This window comes from Streptomyces nigrescens, assembly GCF_027626975.1.
Taxonomy (GTDB): Bacteria; Actinomycetota; Actinomycetes; order Streptomycetales; family Streptomycetaceae; genus Streptomyces; species Streptomyces nigrescens.
In genome coordinates, this window is sequence record NZ_CP114203.1 from 4,281,306 (window position 1) to 4,306,091 (window position 24,786).

General features: G+C 70.7%; 19 protein-coding genes and 1 pseudogene. 15 read left to right on the forward strand and 5 right to left on the reverse strand.

Going from position 1 to position 24,786, the window contains the following annotated elements:
- Window positions 1-22: 22 nt before the first annotated feature.
- Window positions 23-907, reverse strand: coding sequence for a glycerophosphodiester phosphodiesterase (locus STRNI_RS19125; protein WP_277411655.1), 885 nt, complete (start codon window positions 905-907; stop codon window positions 23-25).
- 350 nt (window positions 908-1,257) lie between these two features.
- Between STRNI_RS19125 and STRNI_RS19130 the strand changes: the two genes are divergently transcribed.
- The 8 genes from STRNI_RS19130 to STRNI_RS19165 all read left to right on the forward strand — a co-directional run bounded on the left by STRNI_RS19130 (window position 1,258) and on the right by STRNI_RS19165 (window position 7,490).
- Window positions 1,258-1,926: a response regulator gene (locus STRNI_RS19130; RefSeq protein WP_159486976.1), complete on the forward strand. Its 669-nt coding sequence runs from the start codon at window positions 1,258-1,260 to the stop codon at window positions 1,924-1,926.
- The gene (locus tag STRNI_RS19135) at window positions 1,923-3,188 is read left to right on the forward strand and encodes a sensor histidine kinase (RefSeq protein ID WP_277411656.1); all 1,266 of its coding nucleotides are present in this window, start codon (window positions 1,923-1,925) and stop codon (window positions 3,186-3,188) included. The genes STRNI_RS19130 and STRNI_RS19135 overlap by 4 nt, the downstream gene beginning before the upstream one ends.
- A gap of 87 nt (window positions 3,189-3,275) precedes the next feature.
- Window positions 3,276-3,704 carry a hypothetical protein gene (locus STRNI_RS19140; protein ID WP_266440431.1) on the forward strand — a complete coding sequence of 143 codons (429 nt, stop codon included), beginning with the start codon at window positions 3,276-3,278 and terminating at the stop codon, window positions 3,702-3,704.
- 166 nt (window positions 3,705-3,870) lie between these two features.
- A complete protein-coding gene (locus tag STRNI_RS19145; RefSeq protein WP_266440434.1) occupies window positions 3,871-4,362 on the forward strand; it encodes a hypothetical protein in 492 nt (163 codons plus the stop codon).
- Window positions 4,363-4,377: 15 nt separating this feature from the next.
- Window positions 4,378-4,824 (forward strand): hypothetical protein, encoded by a 447-nt coding sequence (locus STRNI_RS19150; protein ID WP_109891640.1) that lies wholly within the window; start codon window positions 4,378-4,380, stop codon window positions 4,822-4,824.
- Window positions 4,825-4,833: 9 nt separating this feature from the next.
- Window positions 4,834-5,511 carry a two-component system response regulator CseB gene (gene cseB, locus STRNI_RS19155; RefSeq protein ID WP_159486978.1) on the forward strand — a complete coding sequence of 226 codons (678 nt, stop codon included), beginning with the start codon at window positions 4,834-4,836 and terminating at the stop codon, window positions 5,509-5,511.
- Window positions 5,512-5,516: 5 nt separating this feature from the next.
- Complete coding sequence (locus STRNI_RS19160) at window positions 5,517-6,719, forward strand: sensor histidine kinase (protein ID WP_018090052.1); 1,203 nt, start codon at window positions 5,517-5,519, stop codon at window positions 6,717-6,719.
- A gap of 195 nt (window positions 6,720-6,914) precedes the next feature.
- Complete coding sequence (locus STRNI_RS19165) at window positions 6,915-7,490, forward strand: hypothetical protein (RefSeq protein ID WP_141725599.1); 576 nt, start codon at window positions 6,915-6,917, stop codon at window positions 7,488-7,490.
- A gap of 88 nt (window positions 7,491-7,578) precedes the next feature.
- Here the strand turns inward: STRNI_RS19165 and STRNI_RS19170 are convergent, their stop codons facing one another.
- The 3 genes from STRNI_RS19170 to STRNI_RS19180 all read right to left on the reverse strand — a co-directional run bounded on the left by STRNI_RS19170 (window position 7,579) and on the right by STRNI_RS19180 (window position 10,627).
- Window positions 7,579-8,283: a class I SAM-dependent methyltransferase gene (locus tag STRNI_RS19170; protein WP_018090050.1), complete on the reverse strand. Its 705-nt coding sequence runs from the start codon at window positions 8,281-8,283 to the stop codon at window positions 7,579-7,581.
- 93 nt (window positions 8,284-8,376) lie between these two features.
- Window positions 8,377-9,672, reverse strand: a complete 1,296-nt coding sequence (locus tag STRNI_RS19175; protein WP_277411657.1) for an acyltransferase family protein — start codon at window positions 9,670-9,672, stop codon at window positions 8,377-8,379.
- On the reverse strand, window positions 9,665-10,627 hold the full coding sequence (locus STRNI_RS19180) for an alpha/beta hydrolase (protein ID WP_277411658.1): 963 nt from the start codon (window positions 10,625-10,627) through the stop codon (window positions 9,665-9,667). The genes STRNI_RS19175 and STRNI_RS19180 overlap by 8 nt, the downstream gene beginning before the upstream one ends.
- A gap of 911 nt (window positions 10,628-11,538) precedes the next feature.
- Here STRNI_RS19180 and STRNI_RS19185 point away from each other — a divergent pair.
- On the forward strand, window positions 11,539-14,508 hold the full coding sequence (locus STRNI_RS19185; RefSeq protein ID WP_277411659.1) for an AfsR/SARP family transcriptional regulator: 2,970 nt from the start codon (window positions 11,539-11,541) through the stop codon (window positions 14,506-14,508).
- 155 nt (window positions 14,509-14,663) lie between these two features.
- On the opposite strand, the pseudogene STRNI_RS19190 reads toward STRNI_RS19185, so the two are convergent.
- Window positions 14,664-15,861, reverse strand: a pseudogene (locus tag STRNI_RS19190) (RNA-guided endonuclease InsQ/TnpB family protein); the annotation flags it as partial.
- 181 nt (window positions 15,862-16,042) lie between these two features.
- Here STRNI_RS19190 and STRNI_RS19195 point away from each other — a divergent pair.
- The 6 genes from STRNI_RS19195 to STRNI_RS19220 all read left to right on the forward strand — a co-directional run bounded on the left by STRNI_RS19195 (window position 16,043) and on the right by STRNI_RS19220 (window position 24,724).
- The gene (locus tag STRNI_RS19195; protein WP_266440451.1) at window positions 16,043-17,224 is read left to right on the forward strand and encodes a cytochrome P450; all 1,182 of its coding nucleotides are present in this window, start codon (window positions 16,043-16,045) and stop codon (window positions 17,222-17,224) included.
- A 113-nt stretch (window positions 17,225-17,337) separates the two neighbouring features.
- Window positions 17,338-18,882, forward strand: coding sequence for a tryptophan halogenase family protein (locus tag STRNI_RS19200; protein WP_266440455.1), 1,545 nt, complete (start codon window positions 17,338-17,340; stop codon window positions 18,880-18,882).
- Window positions 18,883-19,029: 147 nt separating this feature from the next.
- A complete protein-coding gene (locus STRNI_RS19205; RefSeq protein WP_109891626.1) occupies window positions 19,030-19,608 on the forward strand; it encodes a flavin reductase family protein in 579 nt (192 codons plus the stop codon).
- On the forward strand, window positions 19,602-20,984 hold the full coding sequence (locus STRNI_RS19210; protein WP_018090043.1) for a cation:proton antiporter: 1,383 nt from the start codon (window positions 19,602-19,604) through the stop codon (window positions 20,982-20,984). The genes STRNI_RS19205 and STRNI_RS19210 overlap by 7 nt, the downstream gene beginning before the upstream one ends.
- Window positions 20,985-21,297: 313 nt before the next feature.
- Window positions 21,298-23,745: a non-ribosomal peptide synthetase gene (locus tag STRNI_RS19215; protein ID WP_277411660.1), complete on the forward strand. Its 2,448-nt coding sequence runs from the start codon at window positions 21,298-21,300 to the stop codon at window positions 23,743-23,745.
- Complete coding sequence (locus tag STRNI_RS19220) at window positions 23,729-24,724, forward strand: TauD/TfdA family dioxygenase (RefSeq protein ID WP_277411661.1); 996 nt, start codon at window positions 23,729-23,731, stop codon at window positions 24,722-24,724. The genes STRNI_RS19215 and STRNI_RS19220 overlap by 17 nt, the downstream gene beginning before the upstream one ends.
- The last annotated feature ends 62 nt before the right edge of the window (window positions 24,725-24,786 follow it).

Genomic DNA, 24,786 nt, shown 5'->3' on the forward strand with positions numbered 1-24,786 from the left:
CTCAATCTCCGGCCGTTGCCCGCTATTCAATAACACCTTCGACCCCTCTGGCCCGCACGGACCGGGCGGTCGTGTTCTTCGCCACGTCCCACGCATAGACCTCCAACCGGCGGCCGTGCGGCCCGCGCAGCCGGTGCACGGCCGCCAGCCAGCGTGAACTGAGCGCGGATACACGGGGGTTGATCTGATCGGCGAACCGCGCATAGCGCGCCAGTTTGCGCACATCGGGTGCCCCGAGAATCCCGATACGCACCTGTGGCGCCAACTCATGGACGGTTTTTACGCACATCACACAGAAGCTCTGGACCACCAGCCGGCTCCGGACATGGGCGCGATCCAGCCACCCCTTGGCGCGTAGTTCACGGAGGACCTGTGCCTCGATTCCCGGATACTTCTCGGGGGCCTTGATCTCCAGCAAAAGACGCTGCCCGTTATGGTCCAGACGGCGCAAGAAGTCGGCAAGCGTGGGTATCCGCTCCCCCTTGAACCGCTTGCCGAACCAGCTGCCGGCGTCCAGCCGCGCGAGCTCCGCGGCGGTGAAATCCCCCACCCGCCACGGCGCCCGCCCGGGAAACACCCTGGCGGCGTCCGTCGTCCGCCGCAGCGTGGTGTCGTGCAGCACCACCAGCCGGCCGTCCTTGCTCCGCTGCACATCGTTCTCGACCCAGATGTAGCCGCGGCGGTGTGCGGCGTCGACGGCGGCGAGGGTGTTCTCGGGCGCGTAACGGGAGGCGCCGCGGTGGGCGATCACCCGGGTCGCCGCGGTGCCGGGTCCGGCCCGTGTCCCGCTGCTCACGGCGACATCCGCGAACTCGTCCGGCCCGGACGCCATCGCGGACGACGCCACCGCGGCCGTCATCAGATAGGCGACGCCGGCAGCGGGGATCCGCAGTGATCTCCGAACCATGCGGCAGCCTCCTGGTCCGCTCACCCGACGGCGCCGGCCGCGTCGGGCATGCCCCCTGGGGCCCTTCCTCCCGTCCAGGAATGCCGCTGTCTGCTCAACATGCCCGCATCCCTCGTCGCCCGCCACGCGAGCACCGGCCGGACCGCTCCGCGCCTCCTGCCCCGGCAGTCGCTTTGTCGCAGGTCAGCAGGGTCGGGCCGGGGTGCGGAGCGGGTGGTCGGCGCTTTCCCTGGCGGCCCGCCATCCGGGCGGTCCGTCCGGTCGGCCGGGCGTTCCGGACGGCCCTCGGTCCGTGCGGGCGGCGAAAAGGCGAGGGCCCGTCCCCCGCCCGTACGGCAGAATCCCTGCCCGTGACGATTCGCTTATTGATCGCCGACGACCAGGAGATGGTCCGCCGGGGAATACGCCGCATCGTGGAGAGCCAGCCCGACATGGAAGTGGTCGGTGAGGCGGCGAACGGCGTGGACGCCGTGGCGATGGGGCGCGCGCTGAAGCCGGATGTGGCGCTGGTGGACATCCGGATGCCGCGGATGGACGGCCTGGAGGTGACCCGCCGGCTGGCCGACCCCGCGATGGCCGACCCGGTCCGGATCGTCATCGTGACCACGTTCGACCTCGACGAATACGTCTATCCCGCGCTGCGCTTCGGCGCCTCGGGGTTTCTGCTCAAGCGCTCGGGGCCGACGCTGCTGGTCGAGGCGGTCCGGGCGGCGATGGCCGGCGACAGTCTGATCAGCCCCTCGGTCACCGTCCGGCTGCTGCAGCATGTCACCGGCCCCACAGCCGGCCGCCGCCCCCGTCGCCGCGACGCGGTGCTGACCGAGCGGGAGGTGGAGATCGCCGGGAAGGTCGCCGAGGGGAAGACCAATGCCGATATCGCCCGGGAGTTGTTCATCTCGGCGGGCACCGTGAAGACCCATGTCGCCAGCATTCAGCGCAAGCTGCAGGTCCGTAACCGGGTCGGAGTCGCCGTACGGGCCTGGGAGTTGGGGTATGCCACGGGGCGGACACCGGGGTGACGGGCTCCGGGAGGGATACCGGGCCGGACACGGACGCCCTGCGCGGCCTCACCGGCTTGAAGGACGACGTTCCGGTGCGGCGCAGGCGGCGCCGAGGGTGGTGCGGTGCGGCCGCGGCGGCGATGCTCCTCCCCGCCCTCCTCTCGCCTCCCGGCGCCTGCCTGCCGGCGGTCATGGCCGCGCTGTCCCTGGTCGTGGCGCTCTCGGTGTGGCCGGTGGGCCGGGTCTCGCTCGCGCGGGCGGCGGCCGGGACCGCGGTGCTCTCCCTCGCCGCGGACACCGTCTCCTTCGGGAAGGCCGGACTGGCGCTGCTCTGGCTCCCGTTCGAGGCGGTCGCCCTGCTCGTCCTCCTGGAGCGGGTGGTCCGCCATGTGCCCGGCTCCCGGGTGGGCCTGGTCGGCGGGCTGACCGGTGCCGCCGCGGTCCTGCTTCCGCTGCGCTTCACCCTGCACGCCCCGCAGACCGGGATCAAGGAGTCGGTCTTCCTGGCCGCGCTGGCCTTCGTCCCGGCCGCCGGTGCGACGGGCGTCGGGCTCTACCTCCGGTCGCTGGACCGCCGCCGGGCGCATGCCGTGGCGCTGGCCCGGCGTGAGCAGCGGCTCGAAGTCGCCCGCGATCTGCATGACTTCGTGGCCCATGAGGTGACCGGCATCGTGCTGGAGGCCCAGGCGGCCCAGCTGGACGGGGACGGCGGCCCCGGGGAGCACCGCGCGCTGCTGCACCGCATCGAGCAGGCCGGGCTGCGGGCGCTGGACTCCATGGACCGGACGGTGGCGACGCTCCGCGAGGCGGACGGCCGCACCTGGGAGGAGCCGCCGCCCACCCAGCTGCACGGTCTGGCCGATCTGCCCGAACTCATCGGCCGCTTCGCCGCCATGACGGCGGCCGAGGTGACGCTGTCCCTGGAGGACGAGGTGGCCGGCGCGCTCTCACGGGAGGCCGAGGACACCGCGTACCGGGTGGTGCTGGAGGCGCTGACCAACGTACGGCGGCATGCGCCGCGGGCCGGGCGGGTCGAGGTGTGCGCCGCCCGGAGCGCCGACGGGGCCGTGGAGCTGTCGGTCGCCGACGACGCGGGGCCCGGCGCGTCCACCGGCGCGCTCCCCCGCGCTCTCCGGGAGCAGGGGGGACGCCCGGGCGGCGGCACCGGCCTTGCGGGCCTCGCCGAGCGGGTCGGCGCCGTCGGGGGCGCTCTGGAAGCGGGCCCGTACGCAGAGGGGTGGCGGGTCAGTTGCCGGCTGCCGGTGGCCGCCGTCCGGTGACCCGATCTCTGCCGATCGGCAGATGTGCCGCCCGTCCGGGGCCGGGATCCTCCTGGGAGTGCACCACCCGTACCTCTGGAGGAACCGATGTTCTCAGGCGCCGGACCGAAGCGGCCGCTGTCTCCCGTCGTCGCGGCGACGGCCGTCGCCGCCGCGCTCGGCCTCACCGGATGCTCGGTGGACGCCTCGACGGCGGAACCCGAGTCGAAGAGCTTCGCGTACGCGGGCAGCTCCCTGAAACTGACGACGCATGAGGTGGCCACCGAACTGGTCGCTGCCGACCGCAAGGACATCAAGGTCACCCGATGGTTCGACCACGCCGCGGGCAGTGAGCATCTGACCTGGACCCTCAAGGGCGACACCCTCGACATCGACGCCGGGTGCAGCGGAATCGCCTTCTGTGACGCCAAGTTCAAGGTCGAGGTGCCCAGGGGCGTCGCGGTGATCAGGGACGGCAGGGCAACCGATCCGCCGGGCGCAACGGGCCCGGGCGAGCGTCGGCCCGCAACCCCCTGACCTGGCCTTTCTCTTGGCCGGGCGGCTCCGCTGCCGGCGCTCACCCCCGTATGTAGATCAGGTTACAAAGGTCGATGGATGGCTGTTACACAGCTGTCAGAGCACCGAGAAACGTCGCTCATAGCTTCGGTTGTGCCCCAATGATCAACACGATGGAGCGAGAACCATGAAGCGCACCACGAGCATCGCCCGGCGCCACAAGACGGCCCTCGGCGCGGCACTGGCCTGTGTCGCCGTCCTCGGTACGGTCGCCACCGCCACGGGGGCGCAGGCCGCCACGGCCTCGGAGCACACCGCGAGCGTCGCCCGCACCAGCAGCACCCCCTACGTCATGAACCACATCGGCGAGGAGCACGCGGACAAGGGCAAGGCCGAGCGCAGCCCCGAGGCGCTGGTGCTCACCGAGCACACCTCGGCGAGCAACCTCGACTGGAAGGAGTGGGGCACGAAGAAGGCCGTCGCCACCGGCGAGATCACCGGCATGTGGTGCCTCGAAACCTGCCAGGACAAGCCGCTGAAGGGGACCCTCACGCTCTCCGACCCCAAGACCGTGAACGGCAAGAAGGTCTTCTCGTCCTTCACCCTGAAGCTGGCCGGCGGTAATGGTTCGTACGATGTCGAGGACCTCAAGGGCAAGCAGCACCTCGCCACCACCTGACGGAGAAGGCTCCCGATGAACAAGCCCACGGCCCTGGCCAGCGTCTTCGTACTGGTGCTGGCGGCCGTGGGCTGCTCGGGGTGCGGCAGTCCCGAACAGCCCCATGTCGAGGGGCCCGCCCCCAGCCCCTCCCAGGTCTCGGGCCCGGTCTATGTCTCCGACACCCTGGGCCACCCGCTGACCCGCCCCACGGGGTTCGGCCTCACCGAGTTCTCCTCGGTCAACCGGCTGAGCTGGCGCTCCTGGGGACAGGAGAAGGCCGTGGCCACCGGCAGGCTGCGGGGCATGTGGTGCATCCCCCACTGCCCCCGCAACGGCTATCCGGCCACCGTCGAACTCAGCCGTCTGCAGCGCCGTGAGAACGTCTCGTACTACACCTTCGCCACCGTACGGTCCTCCCACCTCCCGCCCGCCGATACCGACGACCTGAGCAAGGTGCGGCTGCCCTTCCCCGAGCCCTAGGAACCACCGATGACCGACGTGCTGCTCGTGGAGGACGACTCCCTGTTGCGGGAGGCCACCCAACTGTCCCTGGAACGCTACGGATACCAGGTGCGCTCCGCCTCCGACGGGCAGGCCGGTCTGGCGGCGTTCCGTGACCGGGTGCCCGATGTCGCCGTGCTGGACGTGATGCTGCCCCGCCTCGACGGGGTCGGTCTGGTGCGTCTCATCCGTGCGGAGAGCCGGCTGCCGGTGCTGATGGTGTCGGCGCGTACCGACCCGGTGGATGTCGTCCTCGGCCTGGAGGCGGGCGCCGATGACTACCTCACCAAGCCGTACGACATCCCGGTGCTGGTCGCCCGGATACGCGCGGCGCTGCGGCGCGCCACGGACACCGCCCCGAGCGAGCCGCACGAGGACGACACGGTGCTGCGGTTCGGCGACCTCAGTGTGAACACCGCCTCCATGGATGTCCGCCGGGCGGGCCGGCTGCTCGACCTCACCCCCACCGAGCGGCGGCTGCTGCTGGAGTTCGCGGCCGAGCCCGGGGTGGTGCTGTCGCGGATCACGCTGCTGGAGCGGGTGTGGGACTACGCCTGCGGCGGCGACACCCGGGTCGTCGACGTCCATGTGCTCCGCCTGCGCGCCAAGATCGGCCACGAGCGCATCAGGACCGTTCGCGGCTTCGGCTACAAGCTCGTGCCCTGACCGCCATGGGACTCCGCACCAAGACCGCCCTGGTCATCGCCGCGACCGCCGCGCTCGTCGCCACGCTCATCGGGCTGCTGGTGCATCAACTCACCGCCGAGGACCAGCGGAAGAACGCGGCGCATGTGGTCGATGCCCAGCTCCTGGAGGCGGTGAACGAATACGCCTCCGGAATCGACAACGGTGCCCTGGTGAATCCCCGGGGGCTGCCCGCCGCGCTCCGCAGGACCGTCACCGACCGGCCCGTGCGGGCCACCTGTCTGCAGCACACCGCCGGTTCCGCCCCGGTGCTGTGGGCCGCCACCCGCAGCGGGCGGGACATCGTCGCGGTCCGGCGCTCCTACGCGCCACAGGTGCGTGCCCTCGCCGATCTCGACCGGGTGCTGATCGGCTCCGGCGCGGCCGTCACCGCGCTCGGCTGTGTGCTGGGCGTCGTCGCGGCGGCCGGTGCGGGGCGGCGGATCACCGCTTCCGCGCGCACCGCCCAGCGGATCGCGGACGGCGATCTGACGGACCGGGTCCGGCCCCGGGGCAAGGACGAGATCGCCCGGCTCGGTGCCGCCGTCAACACCATGGCCGACGCCCTCAGCGCCCGCCTGGAGGCCGAGCGACGGGTCACCGCCGATATCGCCCATGAGCTCCGCACCCCGGTGGCCGGGCTGGTGACCGCCGTCGGACTGCTGCCGCCCGGCCGCCCGGCCGAGCTGGTCAGCGGCGGTGTGGACACGCTGCGCAGCGTGGTGGAGAACGTCCTGGAGGTGGCCCGGCTCGATGTGCCGGGCGTCGAGCAGGCGCAGTGCGAGGAGGTGCTCCCGAGCGCGCTGGCGCACCGGGCGGCCGCCCTGGCGGGCGGGGACGTCGAGGTGCTCGTGCACGACGAGACCGTCGTGGCGACCGATCACCGCCGGGTCGAACGGATCCTGGCCAACCTGGTCACCAACGCCCGGCTCCACGGCGGCCCGCCGGTGACCCTGGAGGTGGCGGGGTCGGCGGTGCGGGTACGCGACCTGGGCCCCGGCTTCCCCGCCGAGCTGCTGACGCACGGCCCCCAGCGCTTCCGCACCGGTGCCCGCGAGCGCGGTGCCGGGATCGGTCTGGGCCTGACCATCGTCGCCGGGCAGGCGCGGGTGCTGGGCGCCCGGGTGACCTACGAGAACCCCCCGGACGGCGGGGCCCTGGCCACTGTGGATCTCGCCCCCGACAGCTGACAGCCGCACCGGTCCGCCCATGGGGCCCGGGCTCCCCCGCCCCCGTTGTCCCTCTGTCGTAAGCCGGGCCGCCTCCGGGACCATCTGCGTGCCTATAGGCCAAGCAGCCGTACCCCACGCCCTACTGCGGTACGGGTGCGGGGACACCGCCGGGGAGTGACGCGGGTGACCGCGGCGCGAACCTACTGTCCTGGCATGACGAACCGACCCCCTGTCGTCGTGCGGCGTCCGGCCGGCTCCTCGGGCCCGCCCCGCCTTGCCGAGGCCGCCCGGCACGCCGGTCTCGCGGTGACCCTGTTCCCCGCCGGTGCCCTGGCGCTCTGCTCCACCCTCACCGGTCACCGGGAAGCCGCCCGGAGACGGTGGCTGCGCGCCGGGCCGCTGCCGCTGGGCGCCCGCTCACCGGGCGTCGCCCGGCTGGTCTTCCACGGCGCGCTGACCATACTCCTCGGCGTCGTGGCCCTGCTGCTGGCCGGTGCGCTCGCCCTGGCCGTCGCACGGGGGCTGCTGTACGGGTTCGTCGACCGGACTCCGCACGTCAACGACTGGGGCGGCCCCTCACTGGCCGGGGCGTGGCTGGCGCACTTCGCCGTTTCGGTGCCCTGCGTCGCCCTCGCGCTGGTCATACTGACCGGCCTCACCCGGCTGAACCGCCATACGACGGCTCCGCTGCGCGGTGAACGCCGCCCCGCCTGGGCCCTGCCCACCGCGGCCCTGGCCTGTGTCCTCGGCCTGCTCTTCGTCATCGCCTTCGTGCACCAGCTGCCGTGACCGGTCCCTGAGCACCCCGGACACAGAAGTCCCCCACCTCGGGCGAGGTGGGGGACTTCGTGGTGTACCGCTGTGGGCCGCTACGGGCTCAGCTCTGCGGGAGGTTGAAGTAGATCATCGGGTTGTGGCGGCTCTCGCGGACCGGCTCGCTGAGGTTCAGTTCCTTCTTCACCTCGGCCAGTCGCGCCGTCACCTCGGGGGCCTTGGCCACGGACGGGGTGAAGTACTCGACGTTCTGGGCGGCCAGCCACTTGATCACGACCGAGCCCTCGCTCATGGGCTTCGGGCGGCGGCCGTGGAAGACGTCATGGACGCTGGTGGGGGTCCCGGGGCGGACCACCGGGAAGAGGTTGTCGATGTACCAGCGCGCGAAGCGGGCGCCGTGGTCGGCGTCGATGAAGAGGTAGTCGGTCTCCGCCGGGACCTTGGCGATGGTGTCCCGCAGATCGCCCTTGGTGAACGTCCAGCGCCCCTCGGAGAGTTCGGCCGGCACGTTCTTCACGACGTTGTCGACGATGTCGAAGGAGTACAGGTGGCCCGTGCCGTTGTCACGCAGCGCGCTCAGGATCCAAGTGGTGGACCAGCCGCGGAAGGTGCCCACCTCCACGACGACCTCGGGCTTGAGGTCCCGCAGGAGCAGGTAGGTGATCTCCGCCTCGTAGTCGTCGAGCTGGGCCTTGACCGTGTCCTTGTTGTCCTGGAGGAACTTCCGCTGCTGGTCACGCACCGCCCTCAAGTCGTCCGCGTACTTCGCATAGAGCGTGCTTATCGATTCGAGCGTGAGGGTGGACATCAATCCTCCGGAGGGAAGTGCGGGTGGTGCTGAACAAAAGGACACAAGGGCTACGACGGACGACGCGGCGGCGAACTACCTTCTCACATCACGTTATTGATTGATTATTGCTCGGTTGCCGGGGGCACCCTCCCGGTCCCGGAAGGCTGTTGCCAGCACGAGGAGGACCACCGCGAACACCGCGATCCACCCGAATCTGGCCGCGATCCAGGCCAGGGAGTCGGGGCTGGTGTGCAGACCGGGGAAGGTGTGCCCCAGGCCCAGCGGGATGACGGTGGTGGTGAGCATCGCGGTCTGGTGCCAGAGGAAGACCGTGACGGCCGAGAGGTTGAGCAGCGCGACCGCCGCCCAGAGGAACTGCGCCCACGTCGCGCGGCTTCGGGGCGCCGTGGCGGGGCCCGTGGGGGCCGGAGCGGTCACCGCCCGGCGCAGCGGACCGCGCAGCAGCAGTGCCGCGCCCGTCTGGGCCAGGCCGAAGGCGACCGCCGCGAGGGTGGGCGGGCTGAGGTTGGAGAGGGTGGAGCCCGGGACGCCGACCATGCTCGCGGGATAGCCGCCCCAGAGGATCAGCGCCGCCATGGCACCGCCACCGCCGAGCAGCAGCGCCACCGCGGGCCGGCGGCGGGTGAAGCCGCCGGCCGCCCAGACCGCGCCGAGGCAGTACGGGACCAGCCAGCCCGCAGGGATGTTCAGCAGGCGGAGGGTGTCGGGCCAGCCGCTGTCCGCGAACAGCACCCGGGAGGCGTCCAGCGCGGCCACCACCAGGCAGGCCGCCACCGCGATACGGGCCCCTGCCTTGTGCACCAGCGGAGTGGCCGCGATCAGCAGTGCGTACACACCGAGGAACCAGAGCGGGGAGTACGCCAGCCACATCAGGGTGTGGATCGTCTCGTGTGCGGTGCCGGCGAGCACCAGGCCCAGCCACACCAGTCCCCAGGTGAGGGCGAACGCCGTCGCCGGGCGGAGCAGTCTCGCCAGCCGCTGGGCCAGCCAGGGCCGGTAGCCGATTCCGCGGGCCCGCGCCGTGGCGTAGCTGCGGGCGCTCACCCGGCCGCCCACCAGGAAGAACACGGCCAGGGGCTGCAGGATCCAGGTCACCGGGGCGAGGCCGGGCAGATGTCCCAGCGGGCTGTCGCCGACCAGATGGCCGCCGGCCTGGAGGACGACACCGCTCACCAGCCAATGGCCCAGGACCACCCCCGCGATGGCCAGCGCGCGCAGCACATCTATGGCCCGGTCCCGTTCCGCGGGTGTCGCCGCGTCGATGCGCAGTACCGCCGTGTGCAGGGCCTGCCAGGGGGTGCGCCGCGGGGGGAGGGGGCGCAGCGGGCCGGTGGGCAGCGGTGGCCGGCGGACCGGTGACGGCGGGCGCAGTTCCAGATCAGTCATGGGAGACCTCCGTGCCCCGGCCGAGCGCGATCAGGGATATGTTGCGCAGCGCGAGTCCGCCCGGGCGGAGGTAGTCGCTGTGGCTGCCGGCGCCCGCGGGAAAGATCCGCGCACCGAATGCGGCGGTCACGGGGTCGGTGCCGAACCCGACCTGTTCGCCCAGCAGATCGAGGCTGACGTGGGGTACTCCCGCGATCCAGTCGGTCGCTCCCCGGCCCGCCCACACCGGGACCCGGGTGTGCAGTTCGGCCCGGGAGCGCACGCCCGTTCCCGGGCTGCCGTAGAGCACCACGTCCGCGAGGGAGGATTCGGCGGCGGCGTCCATACGGCGCAGGGCGGTCGCGCACACCACGGATCCGTAGGAGTGGCAGAGCATGGACACGGAGGCCGAGGCGTTCACCGTGCGCAGGTCCCCGAGCAGCCCGGCCAGGCGGCGGCCGCCGTCCAGTGCGCGGTCGGTGGACACGATGTCCCGGCTCATGGTGCGGGGCGCCGGATAGCCGTACCAGGCCACCACCGCGGTCTTCCGGTCCGGCTGGAGCTTGGTCATCTCGGCGTGCAGGGACCGTGCGCCGCCGTTCAACGACGCGTAGACGGTGCCCAGTTGGTCGAAGGTGTCGACCGTGGTGTCCGAGCCGGGCACCACGACCGCGATCCGGTCGGCGTGGGCCAGGTCGCCGAGTACCTCCACGGCCTGGCCGTCGCCGCGCGGGCTGAACGAGAGGAAGTGCCGGTCCTCGCGCGCCAGTCGGCCGAGCACCTTGGCCCGGCCGGTGTCGCCCATGTCCCGGGCCGCGCGCTCGGACCGGGCGATGAAGCGGTGGTTCGCCGCGTACCGCGCCGCCAGGCTGTCCGCCTGAAGCGCGGGGAGCCGCGGCTGCTCAGGCGTACCCGGCACGGTGGACCGTGCCGCGGCGGCGACCGTCACCACGATGGAGCATGCGGTGAGGGCCATTGCCAGCCCACGCCTGAGACGTGCAGCGCGCATCGCCGGCCTGCCTTCCTGTCCGTTGGGGGAACTGGAAAAGGAGGTTAGTGACGCGAACGGCCGCGGGAATCACACTGCGGAGCGGGCTTTGCGGTAGCTCTCAGGTAGGGGGTCGACTACGCCGGCGCGGTGCCGAGGGGCCGGCCGGGGCCCGGCCCGGCGAGCAGGCCCCGGGCTCCCAACCGGCCCGCTGTCACACCCAGTCCTGGTTGCGCCGGTGGCGCCCGGAAAAGTCCTGCTGCGATACGCGGACGGCAGCGGGGAACTCTAAGGTGGCGCAGGCGATTTGGGCCGGGGTGGCACGTCGGGCAGTGACGCCATGTATCGCAGTCATGATTCCCCCTAGTTAATACGTGCACGAACGGTGGTCGACCGTCGGTGCCATGAAGCATGAATTTATCCGGGGACGGCTTCACATCGTTATTGGCCTACTTTTCCGGGCGGCGGACGGGAGCCGTGGACCATTCAGTCCGTCAGGCCATGGCAGCGCGGCGGTGTCCGGCGGATGAACACCGGCACAACGACGCCCAGGATTCAGGAAGCGGTCTTGCCGGGGCGCCTTTCGGTCAGGAGGCTTTGATGTGCCGTCAGCGCGGTGCCCTCGGTCCGTCACCGTCCGCCCGGTCACCTCGCCCGGCGCCCGCAGCACACCCTCCCCCCATCGACGGCGCTCCGCAACGGCGTTTCCCGGCCACCCGCCCCGGTGCCCCGATGCCCTGTTCGGCAACAAAAATCACGGCGCGAAAGCCCGCAAAAGTGGTGGAGTAGACCTCTGCCCCGGGCCTCGGCAGGAGCCACGCTCAGCGGTCGCGTTACGATCCCTATAGTGGCTGGATCACGGGCCTAGCGGGCCGTGCTACACGGGGGGTAACACAGCCATGCCAGAAGACCGTTCCATACCTCGCGCCATCAAATACTCGGTACTCAGGCCACTCTTGGTCATCACCGGGAGTGGCCGGATCATAGGGGTCCACGGTCCCCGGCAGCGCACCATTCTCACGATGCTCATCCTCGCGTGGGGACGTGTCGTATCGGTCGACAGCCTGGTCGACGCGGTATGGGGCGATGAACCTCCGGCCACGGCCAGGACGCAGGTGGCCATTTGCATCGGGGCGCTGCGAAAGTCCTTCAAACAGGCGGGCGTCGAGGGCGATGTCATTCTGACGACCCACCCCGGCTATCGCCTGGAGACCACCGGGAGCGACCTCGACGCCCTGCAGTTCACCTCACTCGTCGCCGAGGCCGCCGCACACGTCAAGCAGGGCCGCCACGAACAGGGCCGTGTCCTGTACCGGCAGGCCCTCGACCTGTGGAAAGGCCCCGCCCTCGCGGGGGTCACCGGGCGGCCGGTCGAGGACGAGGCGACCCGGCTCGACGAGCGGCGCTACGCGGCCTACGAGGCCTGGTCCGAGGTGGAACTCGCCCTGGGGCACCACCAGGACATCATCTCCGAGCTGACCTCGATCGCGAACAGTTCCCCGCTGCACGAACAGCTCCGGTACAACCTCATGCTCGCCCAGTACCGCGCCGGTCTCCGGGCCGAGGCGACCGAGGGTTTCCGTATGTGGCGGCGCAACTTCGTCGATGAACTGGGTCTCGAACCGAGCGTGGCGATAAAGGAATTGCACGCGTCCATTCTTCAGGACGACCCGGGGCTCACTCTTCCGGTGCAAGTCAAGCCCATGGTGGTGCCCGCCCAGCTTCCGCCGGACGTGGACCTGTTCCAGGGCCGTGCGGCGGAACTCGGAGAACTCGACCGGCTGCTCGGGGAGAAGGCCCCGGGGATGGGACTCATCACCGGAGTGGCCGGCGTCGGCAAGACCGGCCTCATTGTGCACTGGGCCCATAAGGTCGCCGGGGAATTCCCGGACGGCCAGCTGTATGCCGATCTGTCCCAGTACGACGGCAAGCAGCCGGAATTCGTGGCCGGCGCCCTGCTGGGGCGTTTTCTCCGGGCGCTCGGAGTGCCCGGGGACCAGATACCGTCCGACCCCGCCGAGCTCGCCTCGCTCTACCGCAGTGTGCTCGCCGACAGGAAATCGCTCATCGTGCTCGACAACGTTCGTACGATGAGCCAGATCACGGCCCTCCTTCCGGGCACCGGCCGCAGCTGTGTCCTCGCGGCCAGCAGGGAGCAATTGGCGGCCGATTCCGGCACGGTCCGGGTCGATCTGGGCCTGATGACCGCGCACGAGTCCCAGACCCTGATCACCAAAATCGCCGGTGAGGGCCGGGCCACCTCGGAAAAGGCGGCGGTCAACGAACTCTGCCGGCTGTGCGACGGGCTGCCGCTCGCCCTGCGGATCGCGGCGGCCCGCCTGGTCGCCAAGCAGCACTGGTCCGTACAGCATCTGGTGGACCGGCTCCGCGACGAGCACCGCCGGCTCGATGAACTCAGCACCGGCGGCCTGGAGGTGCGCGCGAGCTTCGCCCTCAGTTACCGCGGCCTGACCGAGCAGACGGCCCGGATGTACCGTCTGCTGGGGCTGCTCGACGTACCGGACTTCCCGGCGTGGGTGGGCGGCGCGCTCCTCGATGTCTCGCCGGCCGAGGCCGAGGACATGATCGAGCGGCTGGTGGACGCCCATCTGCTCACCCCGATCGGCAGCGACGCCACCGGCACCATGCGCTACCGCTTCCACGATCTGCTGCGGCTGTACGCACGGGAGCGGGCCGAGTCCGACGAGGCCGAGGACAAGCGCCGCGCCGCGCTCCACCGGGTCTTCCGTACCTACCTCACACTGGCCGAGCAGGGCCATATCCGGGAGTACGGCGGCGATTTCGCGATCATCCACGGGTCGACGCCGCGCCGGCACCTCGATGCCCCGCTCGTCGGCAGGCTCCTCGGATCGCCGCTCGACTGGTTCGAGGCCGAGCGCCCGTCCCTGGTGGCCTCGATCCTCCAGGCCTGCACGCTCCGGATGGAGGAGCTCGCCTGGGACCTGGCGATGTCCAGCGTGGTCCTCTTCGAGACGCGCAACTACTACGACGACTGGCGCGCCGTCAGCGAGAAGGCGCTGGAGGCCAACCGGAACGCGGGGAACATCCGCGGGGAGGCGGCGATGTGCTACGAACTCGCCTCCGTGGAGATGTTCCAGCAGCGCTTCGACTCCGCCACGCCGCTCTTCACCAGGGCCTTCCAGCTCTTCGACAGTGTGCGGGAGGTGCACGGCCGGGCGCTGACGCTGCGGAACATGGCGATCACCGACCGGGTGCAGGGCGGCCTGCGGTCCGCCATGAGCCGGCTCGACGAGGCACGCAACACCTTCCGGGTCGTGGGCGACGCGTCCGCCGAGGCACACACCCTGAATCAGATGTCACAGATCGAGCTGGAGTGGGGAAACCCGGACGCCGCGGTCCGGCTCTCGCTGGAGGCCGTGCGGATAGCCACCGCGCTCGGGGAGACCCGCGGTGCGGCCCAGGCCCTCAACCGGCTGGCCGCCGCCTATGTGAAGCAGGGCCGTTTCGACGCCGCCAAGCAGTCGTACGACGGGGTGCTGCGGATCGTGCGCAGCAAGGGCGACACCCGTGGTGAGGCGTATGCGCTGATGGGCATCGGGGAGACCCTGGTGGCGTCGGGCCAGTACGACGAGGCCGAGAGCATCCTGGCGGACGCCCTGGAGATTGCGGAGCGGGTCGACGACCTCTTCCTCCTCGCCAAGGTCCATCTGGCGCTCGGCACCTGCAGCCAGCAGCTGAACCAGCTCACCCGGGCCAGCCAGCATCTGCTGATCGCGCGCAACACCTTCCACGAGATCGGTTCGGTGTGGGGGGAGTTGCAGGCGAGCGCGGACATCAGCCGGCTGTCGGCGGAGGCGTGCGGGGGCCGGACGCTGCCGGGGCGCTGACCGCGGGGCGGCGGTGGGTGTGCCGTGCCGATAACGCGCGGAAAACGGTGCGGGGTAGCGTCCGCTGGCGTTCGAGCCGGCACCACCGTTGACTCCTCCCCCTCGTAAACGACGGGGATTCCTGGTTCACGTTGCCTGCGGCCCGGCGGGCGCGCAGGTCTTACACGATCAACGCCAGCCGGGTTGAAGACCAGCCCGGACCAGCATCACGCGGGCGGAATTCTTGTCCCTGGGCGAGACAGCTCCGCACGCGGTGCAGGCATACGTTCGTTCTGAGAGGGGGAGTGCGTGCTTGGTTCTCGCTCCGCATTGTGCGCAGTCCATCGTGGTGTGCGCGGGGTGCACCAGGCGAACATCGCGCCCGTGCTTGCGGCCCATCTCGACCAGCGCAGCCTTCGTCGCGCCGATCGCGGCATCAGCCGCCTTGCGAGCCATGGTCGACTTTGTCAGAAACTTCGACTGGAAGTCCTCCACGGCCAGGGCGTCATGGTCGCGGACCACACGCTTGGCCCACTTGCGGCCGGTGTCCTGACGCTGCCGGGCAACCTTCTTATGGAGCTTTGCGGTCTGCCGCTTCGCCTCGCGGTAGCCCTTCGAACCTGGCCGGCCCTTCTTCGGCCTGCGGCGCGCCATCATCCGCTGGTACTTCGCGAGCTTCTGCGCGGCGGCCTTCCCATGCTGCGCGTGCGGCAGGTCATGGGCGTCGGACGTGGTGGTCGCGGTCTCCTTCACGCCCCAGTCGATGCCGATCACGCGGCCTGTAGCGGGCAGGGCCTCGGCCGTCGTGGCCACCACGAAGGATGCGTACCAGTGCCCGATGCTGTCTCGGTAGACCCGCACCGAGGACGGGGGTCGGGGCAGCGCGCGCGACCACACCACCCTCAGCACGGTTCCGCCGGCCAGGTGGAGACGGCCGTCTTTGAGCCGGAACGCGGTCTTGGTGTACTCCAGCGTCGGCAGGGCCTCGCGCTTCTTCTTGTACTTCGGCATCCCAGACCGCTGCCGCATCGGCAGCCGGGCCTTGATGTCCATGAGGGCCTTGGCGCGGGACTTGCCGAAGTCTCGTATCAACTGCTGCTGTGGAACACATGCGCCCTCAGCCAGCCAGGGCGTCACCGCGCGAGCTTCGGTCAGCATCTTCGCGAGCTGAACCGGCCCGCACGTCTGCTTGTCCTCGGGGTGCGCCTTGTTGTGCAGGTGTACGGCCTTGGACTTCGCGACGCATTCGTTCCAGATCCACCGGCAGCGGTCCCACTCGGTTTCGAGGGCATGCCGGGCCGTGGACGACAGGCGCAGACGGAAGGTGTACCGGCAGCGCCCGGAACCCTCCGTGGTCTTCGCGTCCGTCGTCATGGATCTGAACCTACCTGGGAGGACTGACAGTTGAGAGCTCTTGATCACTGTGGGCTGCCTCATGCCCGTGATGGCTGTACGGCCAATCGCCCTGGAGGCGATTGCCCATTCCCTGCCCCGCTCACGCGGGAGCTTCGTTTCCTCCCCCGGCTGAAGCCGGGGTATCCACGAAGGAGTCCTGATGACTGTGCGCGACGAGATCGCCGTCCCGGATGCCGACGGCAGCAACGAGTTGTTCGAGTGGCTCGGCAGGATGCGGTCCGAGCACCCCGTGTGGCAGGAGGGGGACGGGCCGTATCACGTCTTCCGTTACGAGGACGTGCAGCAGGTCATCTCCGACCCGAAGACGTTCTCCAACGACTCCAGCCGTGTCATGCCCCATCTGAAGCCGCTGACCGAGGGGCACATCAACTCGATGGACCCGCCGGACCACGGCAAGCTGCGCCGGCTGGTCAATCAGGCCTTCACCCCGAAGACGGTGGCCGGGCTGGAACCCCGTATCGCGTCCGTGACGAACGAGCTGCTGGCCGCGGTCGACGCGGAGCACTTCGACCTGGTGGACGTGCTGACGTATCCGCTGCCGGTGATCGTCATCAGCGAGCTGCTGGGGGTGCCCGCCTCGGACCGTGACCTGTTCCGGGTGTGGGCGGACCGGTTCATCGCGCTCGGCGACCAGCCGATCGCGCCGGAGGACTTCGTCGCCACGTTCCAGGCCGCGACCCGTGAGATGGACGAGTATCTGCTGGGCCATTGCCGCAAGCGCCGGACGGACCCGAAGGACGACCTGATCAGCCGGCTGGCCACGGCCGAGATCGACGGCGAACGGCTCACCGACGACGAAGTCGTGAAATTCACCGGAATCCTCTTCCTGACCGGTCACCTGACGACGACGCTGCTGATCGGCAACGCCATGCAGTGCCTCGACAGCAACCCGGACGCTTATGCCGAACTCCGCGCCGACCGCTCCCTGATCCCGTCCGCCATCGAGGAAGTCCTGCGGTTCCGTTCACCGTTCACCACGGTCAGCCGGGTCACCGTGACCGATGTCGAGGTGGGCGGCCATCTCATCCCGGCCGACCGCATGGTGACCCCGTGGGTGATTTCGGCGAATCACGACGAGGACCAGTTCCCGGACGCGCACCGCTTCGACATCCGGCGCACGCCCAACCGGCATGTCGCCTTCGGGCGCGGCGGGCACTTCTGTGTGGGCGCGCCGCTGGCGCGGCTGGAGGCGGAAGTGGCGCTCAACGCCCTGCTGGACACCTTCCGTGAACTGCGCGTCGACCACGGCCGCGACGTCGCCTATCACGCCCGCGGAATGTACGGCGCGAAGAATCTGCCGATGACGGCGCGACGCCGCTAATATAGATCGCTCCTTTCCCGATAACGAAGTAAAAGCCCACCTGTCTAACTTCTGTGCGTGAATCAGCCCACCCGCCCTTCTGAGGCCCGTTCACGAACAACAGGAGTCACAGCGTGATTAATTCAGTGGTCATTGTCGGCGGCGGCACTGCGGGATGGATGAGCGCCTCGTACCTGAAGGCGGCGTACGGTGACCGCATCAACGTCACTCTGGTTGAATCCGACCGCGTCGCGACCATCGGTGTCGGCGAAGCGACCTTCAGCACGGTCCGGCATTTCTTCGACTATCTCGGCCTGGACGAGCGCGAATGGATGCCGGAGTGCTCCGGCTCGTACAAGCTGGGAATCCGGTTCGAGAACTGGCGGGAGCCCGGGCACCACTTCTACCACCCCTTCGAGCGGCTGCGGACGTCCGACGGCTACACCCTCGCCGACTGGTGGCTGCAGGAGGGCGACCGCAGCCAGCCGTTCGACCGTTCCTGCTTCATCACGCCGGCGCTGTGCGAGGCCAAGCGCTCGCCGCGGCTGCTCGACGGGTCCCTGTTCGCGGGCGGTCTCGACGGCTCGCTGGGCCGCTCGACGCTGGAGGAGCAGCGGGCCCAGTTCCCGTACGCGTACCACTTCGACGCGGCGCTGCTGGCGAAGTTCCTGACCAAGTACGGCACCGACCGCGGTGTCCGCCATGTCGTCGACGACGTGACGCAGGTGGGCCGCGACGAGCGTGGCTGGATCAGCCATGTCGCCACCCGCGAGCACGGTGACCTCACCGGTGACCTGTTCATCGACTGCACCGGCTTCAAGGGCATGCTGATCAACGAGACCCTGGACGAGCCGTTCGAGTCCTTCCAGGACGTGCTGCCGAACAACCGCGCCGTCGCGCTGCGCGTACCGCAGGCCGACCAGGCCACCACCGGGATGAACCCGTACACCACCGCGACCGCGATGGACGCCGGCTGGATCTGGAACATCCCGCTGTTCGGGCGGAACGGCAACGGCTATGTGTACTCCGACGAGTTCTGCACCCCGGAGGAGGCGGAGCGCACCCTGCGGGAGCACGTCGCCCCCGGCCAGGACGACCTGGAGGCCAACCACATCCGGATGCGCATCGGGCGCAACCGCCGCTCGTGGGTCAACAACTGTGTGGCGATCGGCCTGTCGAGCGCCTTCGTCGAGCCGCTGGAGTCCACCGGCATCTTCTTCATCCAGCACGGCATCGAGCAGCTGGTGAAGAACTTCCCGGACGAGAACTGGGACCCGGCGCTGGTCGACGACTACAACAACCGGGTCGCCGAGGTCCTGGACGGGGTCAAGGAGTTCCTGGTCCTGCACTACAAGGCGGCGCAGCGCGAGGACACCCCGTACTGGAAGGAGGCGAAGACCCGCGCCCTTCCGGACGGGCTCGCCGAGCGCCTCGCGATCGGCGCCTCGCACCTGCTCGACGAGCGCACCATCTACCAGCCGTACCACGGCTTCGAGCAGTACTCGTGGATCACGATGATGCTGGGCCTGGGCCATGAGCCGAAGCGGCCGCGCCCCTCCCTCGCGCACATCGACCCGACGAACGCGCGCGCCGAGCTCGCGCGGCTCAAGGCGGACGCGGACGAGCTGGTCGCCGCCCTGCCCAGCTGCTACGAGTACATCGCCTCCCTCAACAGCTGAGCCCCCGGGCTCACTTCTGCTGCCGACGCCCCTACCCCTGTCCCCCCGGCGGGTACGGGCGTCGGCGCTTCACCCGCCTGCTCGGCCGGGAGTCCGGGGGCCGGTCCCCGGAACGGCCCGGCGCCCCAACCGGAGGACGACCTCACCATGGCTAGCCTTCCCCCACCCCCGTCCGCGCCGGACACGGCCACCCGCCCGGTGCCGGCCGACGACTTCCGCTCCCTGATGGGCGCCTTCCCCACCGGCGTCGCCGTGATCACCACGTACGGGACGGACGACCGGCCCCGCGGGCTGACGTGCAGTTCGCTGTCGAGCGTGACCACCGCGCCGCCGACCCTCTCCGTCTGGCTGACCACCCGGGGAGAGACCCTGGGCGCGCTGCGCGAGTACGGCGCCTTCGCGGTGAACCTCCTGCACGACCGGGGGCAGCGGGCCGGTGAGGTGTTCGCGCACCCGGTCGCGGACCGGTTCTCCCAGGTCGGCTGGCGGCGCTCGCCGGAGGCCGGGCTGCCGTGGCTGGCCGACGACGCCTTCGCGGTCGCCGAGTGCCGGGTGACGAAGCTGGTCGAGGTGAGCGACCACACCCTCGTGGTGGGCGCGGTCACCGGTGTCACCCAGGACCCCGGGACCCCGCTGCTGTACGGGGCACGGCGCTTCGCCTCCTGGCCGGGCGGCGAGGCCCCCGCCGCGCCGCTCGCCCTCGACACCCCCCTGACGTCATGCTGAAGGTCATCGCAGGCGTCGTCCTGCTGCTCGGGGCCATAGGGCTGTGGTGGGGCCGGCTGGGCTCCGGGGGCTCGTCGACCGAGGTCGACACGACGGCCAGGTTCCTGCTCGCCGTCATGGTGATCATTCTGCTCAGCCATCTGCTGGGAGCGCTGCTGGGCCGGCTCGGCCAGCCGCTGGTGATCGGTGAGATCCTCGGCGGTCTGCTGCTCGGCCCCTCGCTGCTGGGCTGGGTGTGGCCGTCCGGGCAGGCCTGGCTGCTCTCCGCCGATGTCGTCTCCGCCCTCAACACGGTGGCCCAGCTCGGGCTGATCGTCTTCATGTTCCTGCTCGGCTGCGAGCTGCGCATGGAGACCCCCAAGAAGGCCGTCGGTTCGCTCGGGGTGAGCGTGCTCGGCGCGATGGGTCTGCCGTTCGTGGCCGGGCTCGCCCTCGCGGCGGCGGCCCCCGCCATGCTGCGCGGCTCGACCCCGCACGACTTCGGCTACCTCTGCTTCTTCGGGCTGGCCATGTCGGTGACGGCGCTGCCGGTGCTCGCCAGGATCCTCACCGATCTGCGTCTGGACCGCTCCCCCGTCGGCCAGTTCGCGCTGGCCAGCGCGGCGGTGGGCGACGGTATCGCCTGGCTCGCGCTGACCGTCATCCTCGCGGCGACCGGGTCCGGTGACGCCACCGACATGGGCAGCACGATCGCGCTGGTGGTGGCCCTGGTGGCGTTCACCGCGCTGGTCGTGCGTCCGCTGCTGGCGACCGTGGTGCGGCGCGCGGAGGAACGGCCCGGCAAGGGGACGCTGCTGCCCCTGCTGCTGGTCGGCGCCATCAGCTATGCCGTGCTGACGCATCTGCTGGGGCTGCACGCGGTCATCGGGGCGTTCCTGTTCGGTACGGCGGTCCCGCGGGACTCCGCGGTCACCCACCGGATGAACCAGCAGCTGCAGGGCTTCACCCTGACGGTGCTGCTGCCGCTGTTCTTCGCCGGTGTGGGGCTCAATGTCTCGGTCGGGGCGCTGGGTCGGGACCCGTGGCACTGGCTGGTTCTCGCCGGGGTCGTCGTCGTGGCGACCCTGACCAAGATCGTCGGTGCGGGCGGCGCCGCCCGGGCGATGGGGTACCGGCCGAAGGAAGCCTTGCGCTTCGGCGCGCTGATGAACTGCCGCGGGGTCACCGAGCTGGTGGTCGCCGGGATCGGCTGGCAGCGCCATCTGATCAGCACGACGGGCCTGACGGTGCTGGTCCTGATGGCGGTCGGCACCACCGCGATGACCGGGCCGCTGCTCAAGCTGCTGGGGACGAAACCGCCGGAGCCGCCGCCCGGGGAGACCGATGACTCCCCGGTCGCCGTCCCGCAGGGCGCTCCGCTCCGGGCGGACGCCTGAGGCGGGCTCCGGACGGACGTCCGAGCCGGACTCCGGGCGGACGCCTGAAGCCGGCGTTCTCCCGGTCCGCCGAATATCTCCGGCCCGCGCAATACGGAGTATCGCCCGTGGCCGGCGGCACGATATCTGGCCAATAAGCCGCCGCCCTACTGTCTTGTTCGCTCATGGGACAGCACCGAGTAATGACAACCGGCAGGGCCATAAAGGAGGTTGCGGTGTGATGGCTGCGGACCGCGTATTCTGGCAAAGAGTTCTCGGCGGCGGGTTCACCCCTTTGCCCCGGTGGTCGAGGATTCCGGCGGACCTGCCTGCCGTGCGTCGCACCGCGATTCCCGCCGGGACCGCAGAGGCACTGCTGCTCCTTTCGGAACGCAGAGGTCTTTCGGAACGGCCGGGACTTTCGGAAGGACAGGGTCTTTCTCCGGACACCCTGCTGCTGGCCGCTTATGTCCGCGTCCTGGCGGCGGTGACGGGCGACTCCTCCGTGGTGACCGGATATCTGCCCGAAGATAGCCCGGAGAAAAGCCCGTTGCCCCTGTGGGCCGCGCTTTCCCAGGGCTCGTGGGCGGAACTCGTCACCGAGGTCGCACAGCTGGCGGACGAGGTCGGGCGGCATGCGCCGCAGGCCCTGGACGAGCTGCGCGCCGAGACCGGCCGGACGGAGCCGCTGTTCGACACCGTCCTGGTCGCCGGCCGGGCACCCGGCCCCGAGGACCTGACGGACGGCACCGTGCTCGCCGCCGGCCTCTCCCGGACCGGCGACCGGCTGGAGCTGGTGCTGAGCCACCGCCCCGACGCCCTGGACGGCGAGCAGGCCGACCGGTTCGCGGGCTATCTGCTCGCCGCGCTGCGCGAGCTGGCCGAGCGGCCCGGGGCGGACCACCAGGAGTGGAGCCCGGTGCCGGAGCGGGAGGTCGCACAGCAGCTGGCCGAGTTCGCGGGCCCGCGGCGCGAGCTGCCCGACCGCCGGGTGCACGAACTCTTCGAGGACCAGGTGCGGTTGCGCCCGGACGACATCGCCGCCGTCCACGGCACCGAGTCCTGGACCTACCGGGAGCTCAACGAGCGCGCCAACCGCGTCGCCCACGCGCTGCGCCGCGGCGGGCTGCACGACGAGGACGTCGTCGCGGTGGTCACCGAACGCAATCTCCCCTGGCTGGTCGCCGTACTGGCCGTGTTCAAGGCCGGCGGTGTCTATCTGCCGGTGGAGCCGCATTTCCCGGCCGACCGGATCAGCGGCATGCTGGTGCGCGCCGACTGCCGCCGGGTGCTGACCGAGCGGGATGCCTCCCCGGGACTGACCGAGGCGCTGGCCGGGCTGCCCGGGGTGCGCGCGGACCATCTGGACACTCTGCTCGCCGAGGACCACCCGGTCACCGACCCCGGCATCCCGGTGGCCGCCGGCCAGAGCGCGTACATCTACTTCACCTCCGGTTCGACCGGTGCGCCCAAGGGCGCCGTGTGCGAGCACGCGGGCTTCCTCAACCATCTCCTCGCCAAGATCGACGATTTGGAGATCACCGAGGGCCGGGTGGTCGCACAGACCGCGCCGCAGTGCTTCGACATCTCCCTGTGGCAGCTGGTGGCCGCACCGGCCGTCGGCGGACGCACCCTCATCATCGGGCAGCCGGACATCCTGGACACCGCGCGCTTCATCGAGACGCTCGACACCGGCGGTGTCGAGGTCCTCCAGGCCGTGCCCTCCTATCTCGAAGTGGTGCTGACGGAGCTGGAGCGCAGCCCCCGCGCGCTGCCCCGGCTGCGCCATGTGTCGGCGACCGGCGAAGCGCTCAAGAAGGAGCTGGTGGAGCGCTGGTTCGCCACGTTCCCCGACGTCGCGCTGGTCAATGCGTACGGCCTGACCGAAACCTCGGACGACACCAACCACGAGGTGATGCGCCGGGTGCCCGAACAGGCCTCGGTGCCGCTGGGCAAGCCGGTCGCCAATGTGCGGATCCATGTGGTCGACGAGCGGCTGCGGCTGGTGCCGCTCGGCTCCCCGGGCGAGATCCTGTTCTCCGGCGTCTGCGTCGGACGGGGATACGTCAACGATGAGGAGCGCACCCGGGCCGCGTTCATGCCCGATCCGCTGCTGCCCGGTGAACGGATGTACCGCTCGGGCGACTTCGGGCGGTGGCTGCCGGACGGGCGGCTGGAGTTCCTCGGCCGCCGGGACGCCCAGGTCAAGATCCGGGGCTTCCGGATCGAGATCGGCGAGGTGGAGAACCAGCTGCTCCGGGTGGACGGGGTGCGGGACAGCGCCGTCGTCGTCACCGGCGAGGGCGAGAGCCGGCAGCTGGTGGCCTTCCACAGCGGCGAGGAGCTGTCCGACGCCACGCTCCTGGAGTCGCTCGGCGCGGCGCTGCCCAGCTACATGATCCCCAGCCGGTTCCGCCGGCTCGACGTGCTGCCGCTCACCGCCAACGGCAAGATCGACCGCAAGGCGCTGACCCGGCTCGCCGGGCAGGAGGAGTCCGCGGGCGACGGCGTGGAGCTGCGCACCGGCACCGAGCGGCGGCTCGCGGAGCTGTGGTCCCAGGTCCTGAAGGTGCCGGCCGGCCGGATCGGCCGTGCCTCCCATTTCTTCGACAGCGGCGGGACCTCGCTCTCCATGCTGCGGCTGGCGATCGCGCTCGACCGTGTGGTGACGCCCGTCGAACTCCAGCAGCACCCGGTTCTCGCGGAATGTGCGGCGTTGCTCGACCGCCGGGCCGCCGAGGCTCCGAATCCAGGAAGGCAGCCAGTTGACAGCCACGTTTGACGGTACGGCCGTCCCCGAAACCCTCGGTGACGGCGCCGAGTTGATCCTCGGCGAAGGCCGCACCCCGGTCCTCGGGGTGACCGGTCCGGACCTCCCCGGCGAGACCGTGCGCGCCCTGCTGGGCCGGTACGGCGCCCTGCTCGTCCGGGGCCTGGGCCTGGCGGCGCCCGCCGATCTGGGCCGGGCCGCGCAGGCGCTCGGGGTGACGCCGATGACCGAGCGGGAGGGCTTCACCGGCCGGACCGACTTCGGCGACGGTGTGTACGGCGCCTCGGAGTGGCCGGCCGACGAGCCGATGTGCATGCACCACGAGCGCAGTTACGGCGACGAGGTGCCAGCCATCGCCCTGTTCGGCTGTCTGACGGCACCCCGTACCGGCGGCGCGACCGCCGTGGCCGACGCCCGGACGGTGCTGGCGAAGCTGCCCGCCGACCTCGTGGAGCGCTTCGCCCGCGACGGCTGGCGGCTGGCCCGCACCTACCGTGACATCGGCGTGAGCTGGGCCGAGTCGTTCGGCACCCAGGACACCGCGGAGGTCGACGCGTACTGCCGCGCGCACGCCCTGGACCACGAGTGGCTGCCGGACGGCGGGCTGCGCACCGTCCAGCACCGCGCGGCGGTGGTACGCCACCCCGCGACCGGTGAACGGCTCTGGTTCAACCAGATCGCCTTCCTCAACGAGCTGACCATGGACCCGGCGGTGCGGGAGTACCTGGTGTCCCTCTACGGGCCCGGCTCCCTGCCGTTCACCACCTTCCGCGGCGACGGCGAGCCCGTCCCGGCGCAGGTCGTCGAGACCATCAACGAGGTGTACACGGCGGCGACCGTGCGGGAGCCGTGGCAGGCGGGCGATCTGCTCGTGGTCGACAACCTGCGGACGGCGCACAGCCGCGAGGCCTACGAGGGCGACCGCGAGATCGTGGCGCTCTTCGGCGACCCGGTGCGCCTCGACGGGCATGTCCGGCCCTCCGCCGACTAGAAGGGCCGGCCCGCACCACACGCCTCAGGTCCCTCTTCTCTTCTACGGTTCCACGGAGCTTC

What these genes read in the sequence shown, in the direction of transcription:
- STRNI_RS19145 (WP_266440434.1), top strand. Translation starts at nt 3,871, where the DNA reads ATGAAGCGCACCACGAGCATCGCCCGGCGCCACAAGACGGCCCTCGGC.
- STRNI_RS19140 (WP_266440431.1), top strand. Translation starts at nt 3,276, where the DNA reads ATGTTCTCAGGCGCCGGACCGAAGCGGCCGCTGTCTCCCGTCGTCGCG.
- STRNI_RS19125 (WP_277411655.1), bottom strand. Translation starts at nt 907, where the DNA reads ATGGTTCGGAGATCACTGCGGATCCCCGCTGCCGGCGTCGCCTATCTG.
- STRNI_RS19210 (WP_018090043.1), top strand. Translation starts at nt 19,602, where the DNA reads ATGCTGAAGGTCATCGCAGGCGTCGTCCTGCTGCTCGGGGCCATAGGG.
- STRNI_RS19205 (WP_109891626.1), top strand. Translation starts at nt 19,030, where the DNA reads ATGGCTAGCCTTCCCCCACCCCCGTCCGCGCCGGACACGGCCACCCGC.
- STRNI_RS19185 (WP_277411659.1), top strand. Translation starts at nt 11,539, where the DNA reads ATGCCAGAAGACCGTTCCATACCTCGCGCCATCAAATACTCGGTACTC.
- STRNI_RS19165 (WP_141725599.1), top strand. Translation starts at nt 6,915, where the DNA reads ATGACGAACCGACCCCCTGTCGTCGTGCGGCGTCCGGCCGGCTCCTCG.
- STRNI_RS19160 (WP_018090052.1), top strand. Translation starts at nt 5,517, where the DNA reads ATGGGACTCCGCACCAAGACCGCCCTGGTCATCGCCGCGACCGCCGCG.
- cseB (WP_159486978.1), top strand. Translation starts at nt 4,834, where the DNA reads ATGACCGACGTGCTGCTCGTGGAGGACGACTCCCTGTTGCGGGAGGCC.
- STRNI_RS19150 (WP_109891640.1), top strand. Translation starts at nt 4,378, where the DNA reads ATGAACAAGCCCACGGCCCTGGCCAGCGTCTTCGTACTGGTGCTGGCG.
- STRNI_RS19195 (WP_266440451.1), top strand. Translation starts at nt 16,043, where the DNA reads ATGACTGTGCGCGACGAGATCGCCGTCCCGGATGCCGACGGCAGCAAC.
- STRNI_RS19175 (WP_277411657.1), bottom strand. Translation starts at nt 9,672, where the DNA reads ATGACTGATCTGGAACTGCGCCCGCCGTCACCGGTCCGCCGGCCACCG.
- STRNI_RS19180 (WP_277411658.1), bottom strand. Translation starts at nt 10,627, where the DNA reads ATGGCCCTCACCGCATGCTCCATCGTGGTGACGGTCGCCGCCGCGGCA.
- STRNI_RS19170 (WP_018090050.1), bottom strand. Translation starts at nt 8,283, where the DNA reads ATGTCCACCCTCACGCTCGAATCGATAAGCACGCTCTATGCGAAGTAC.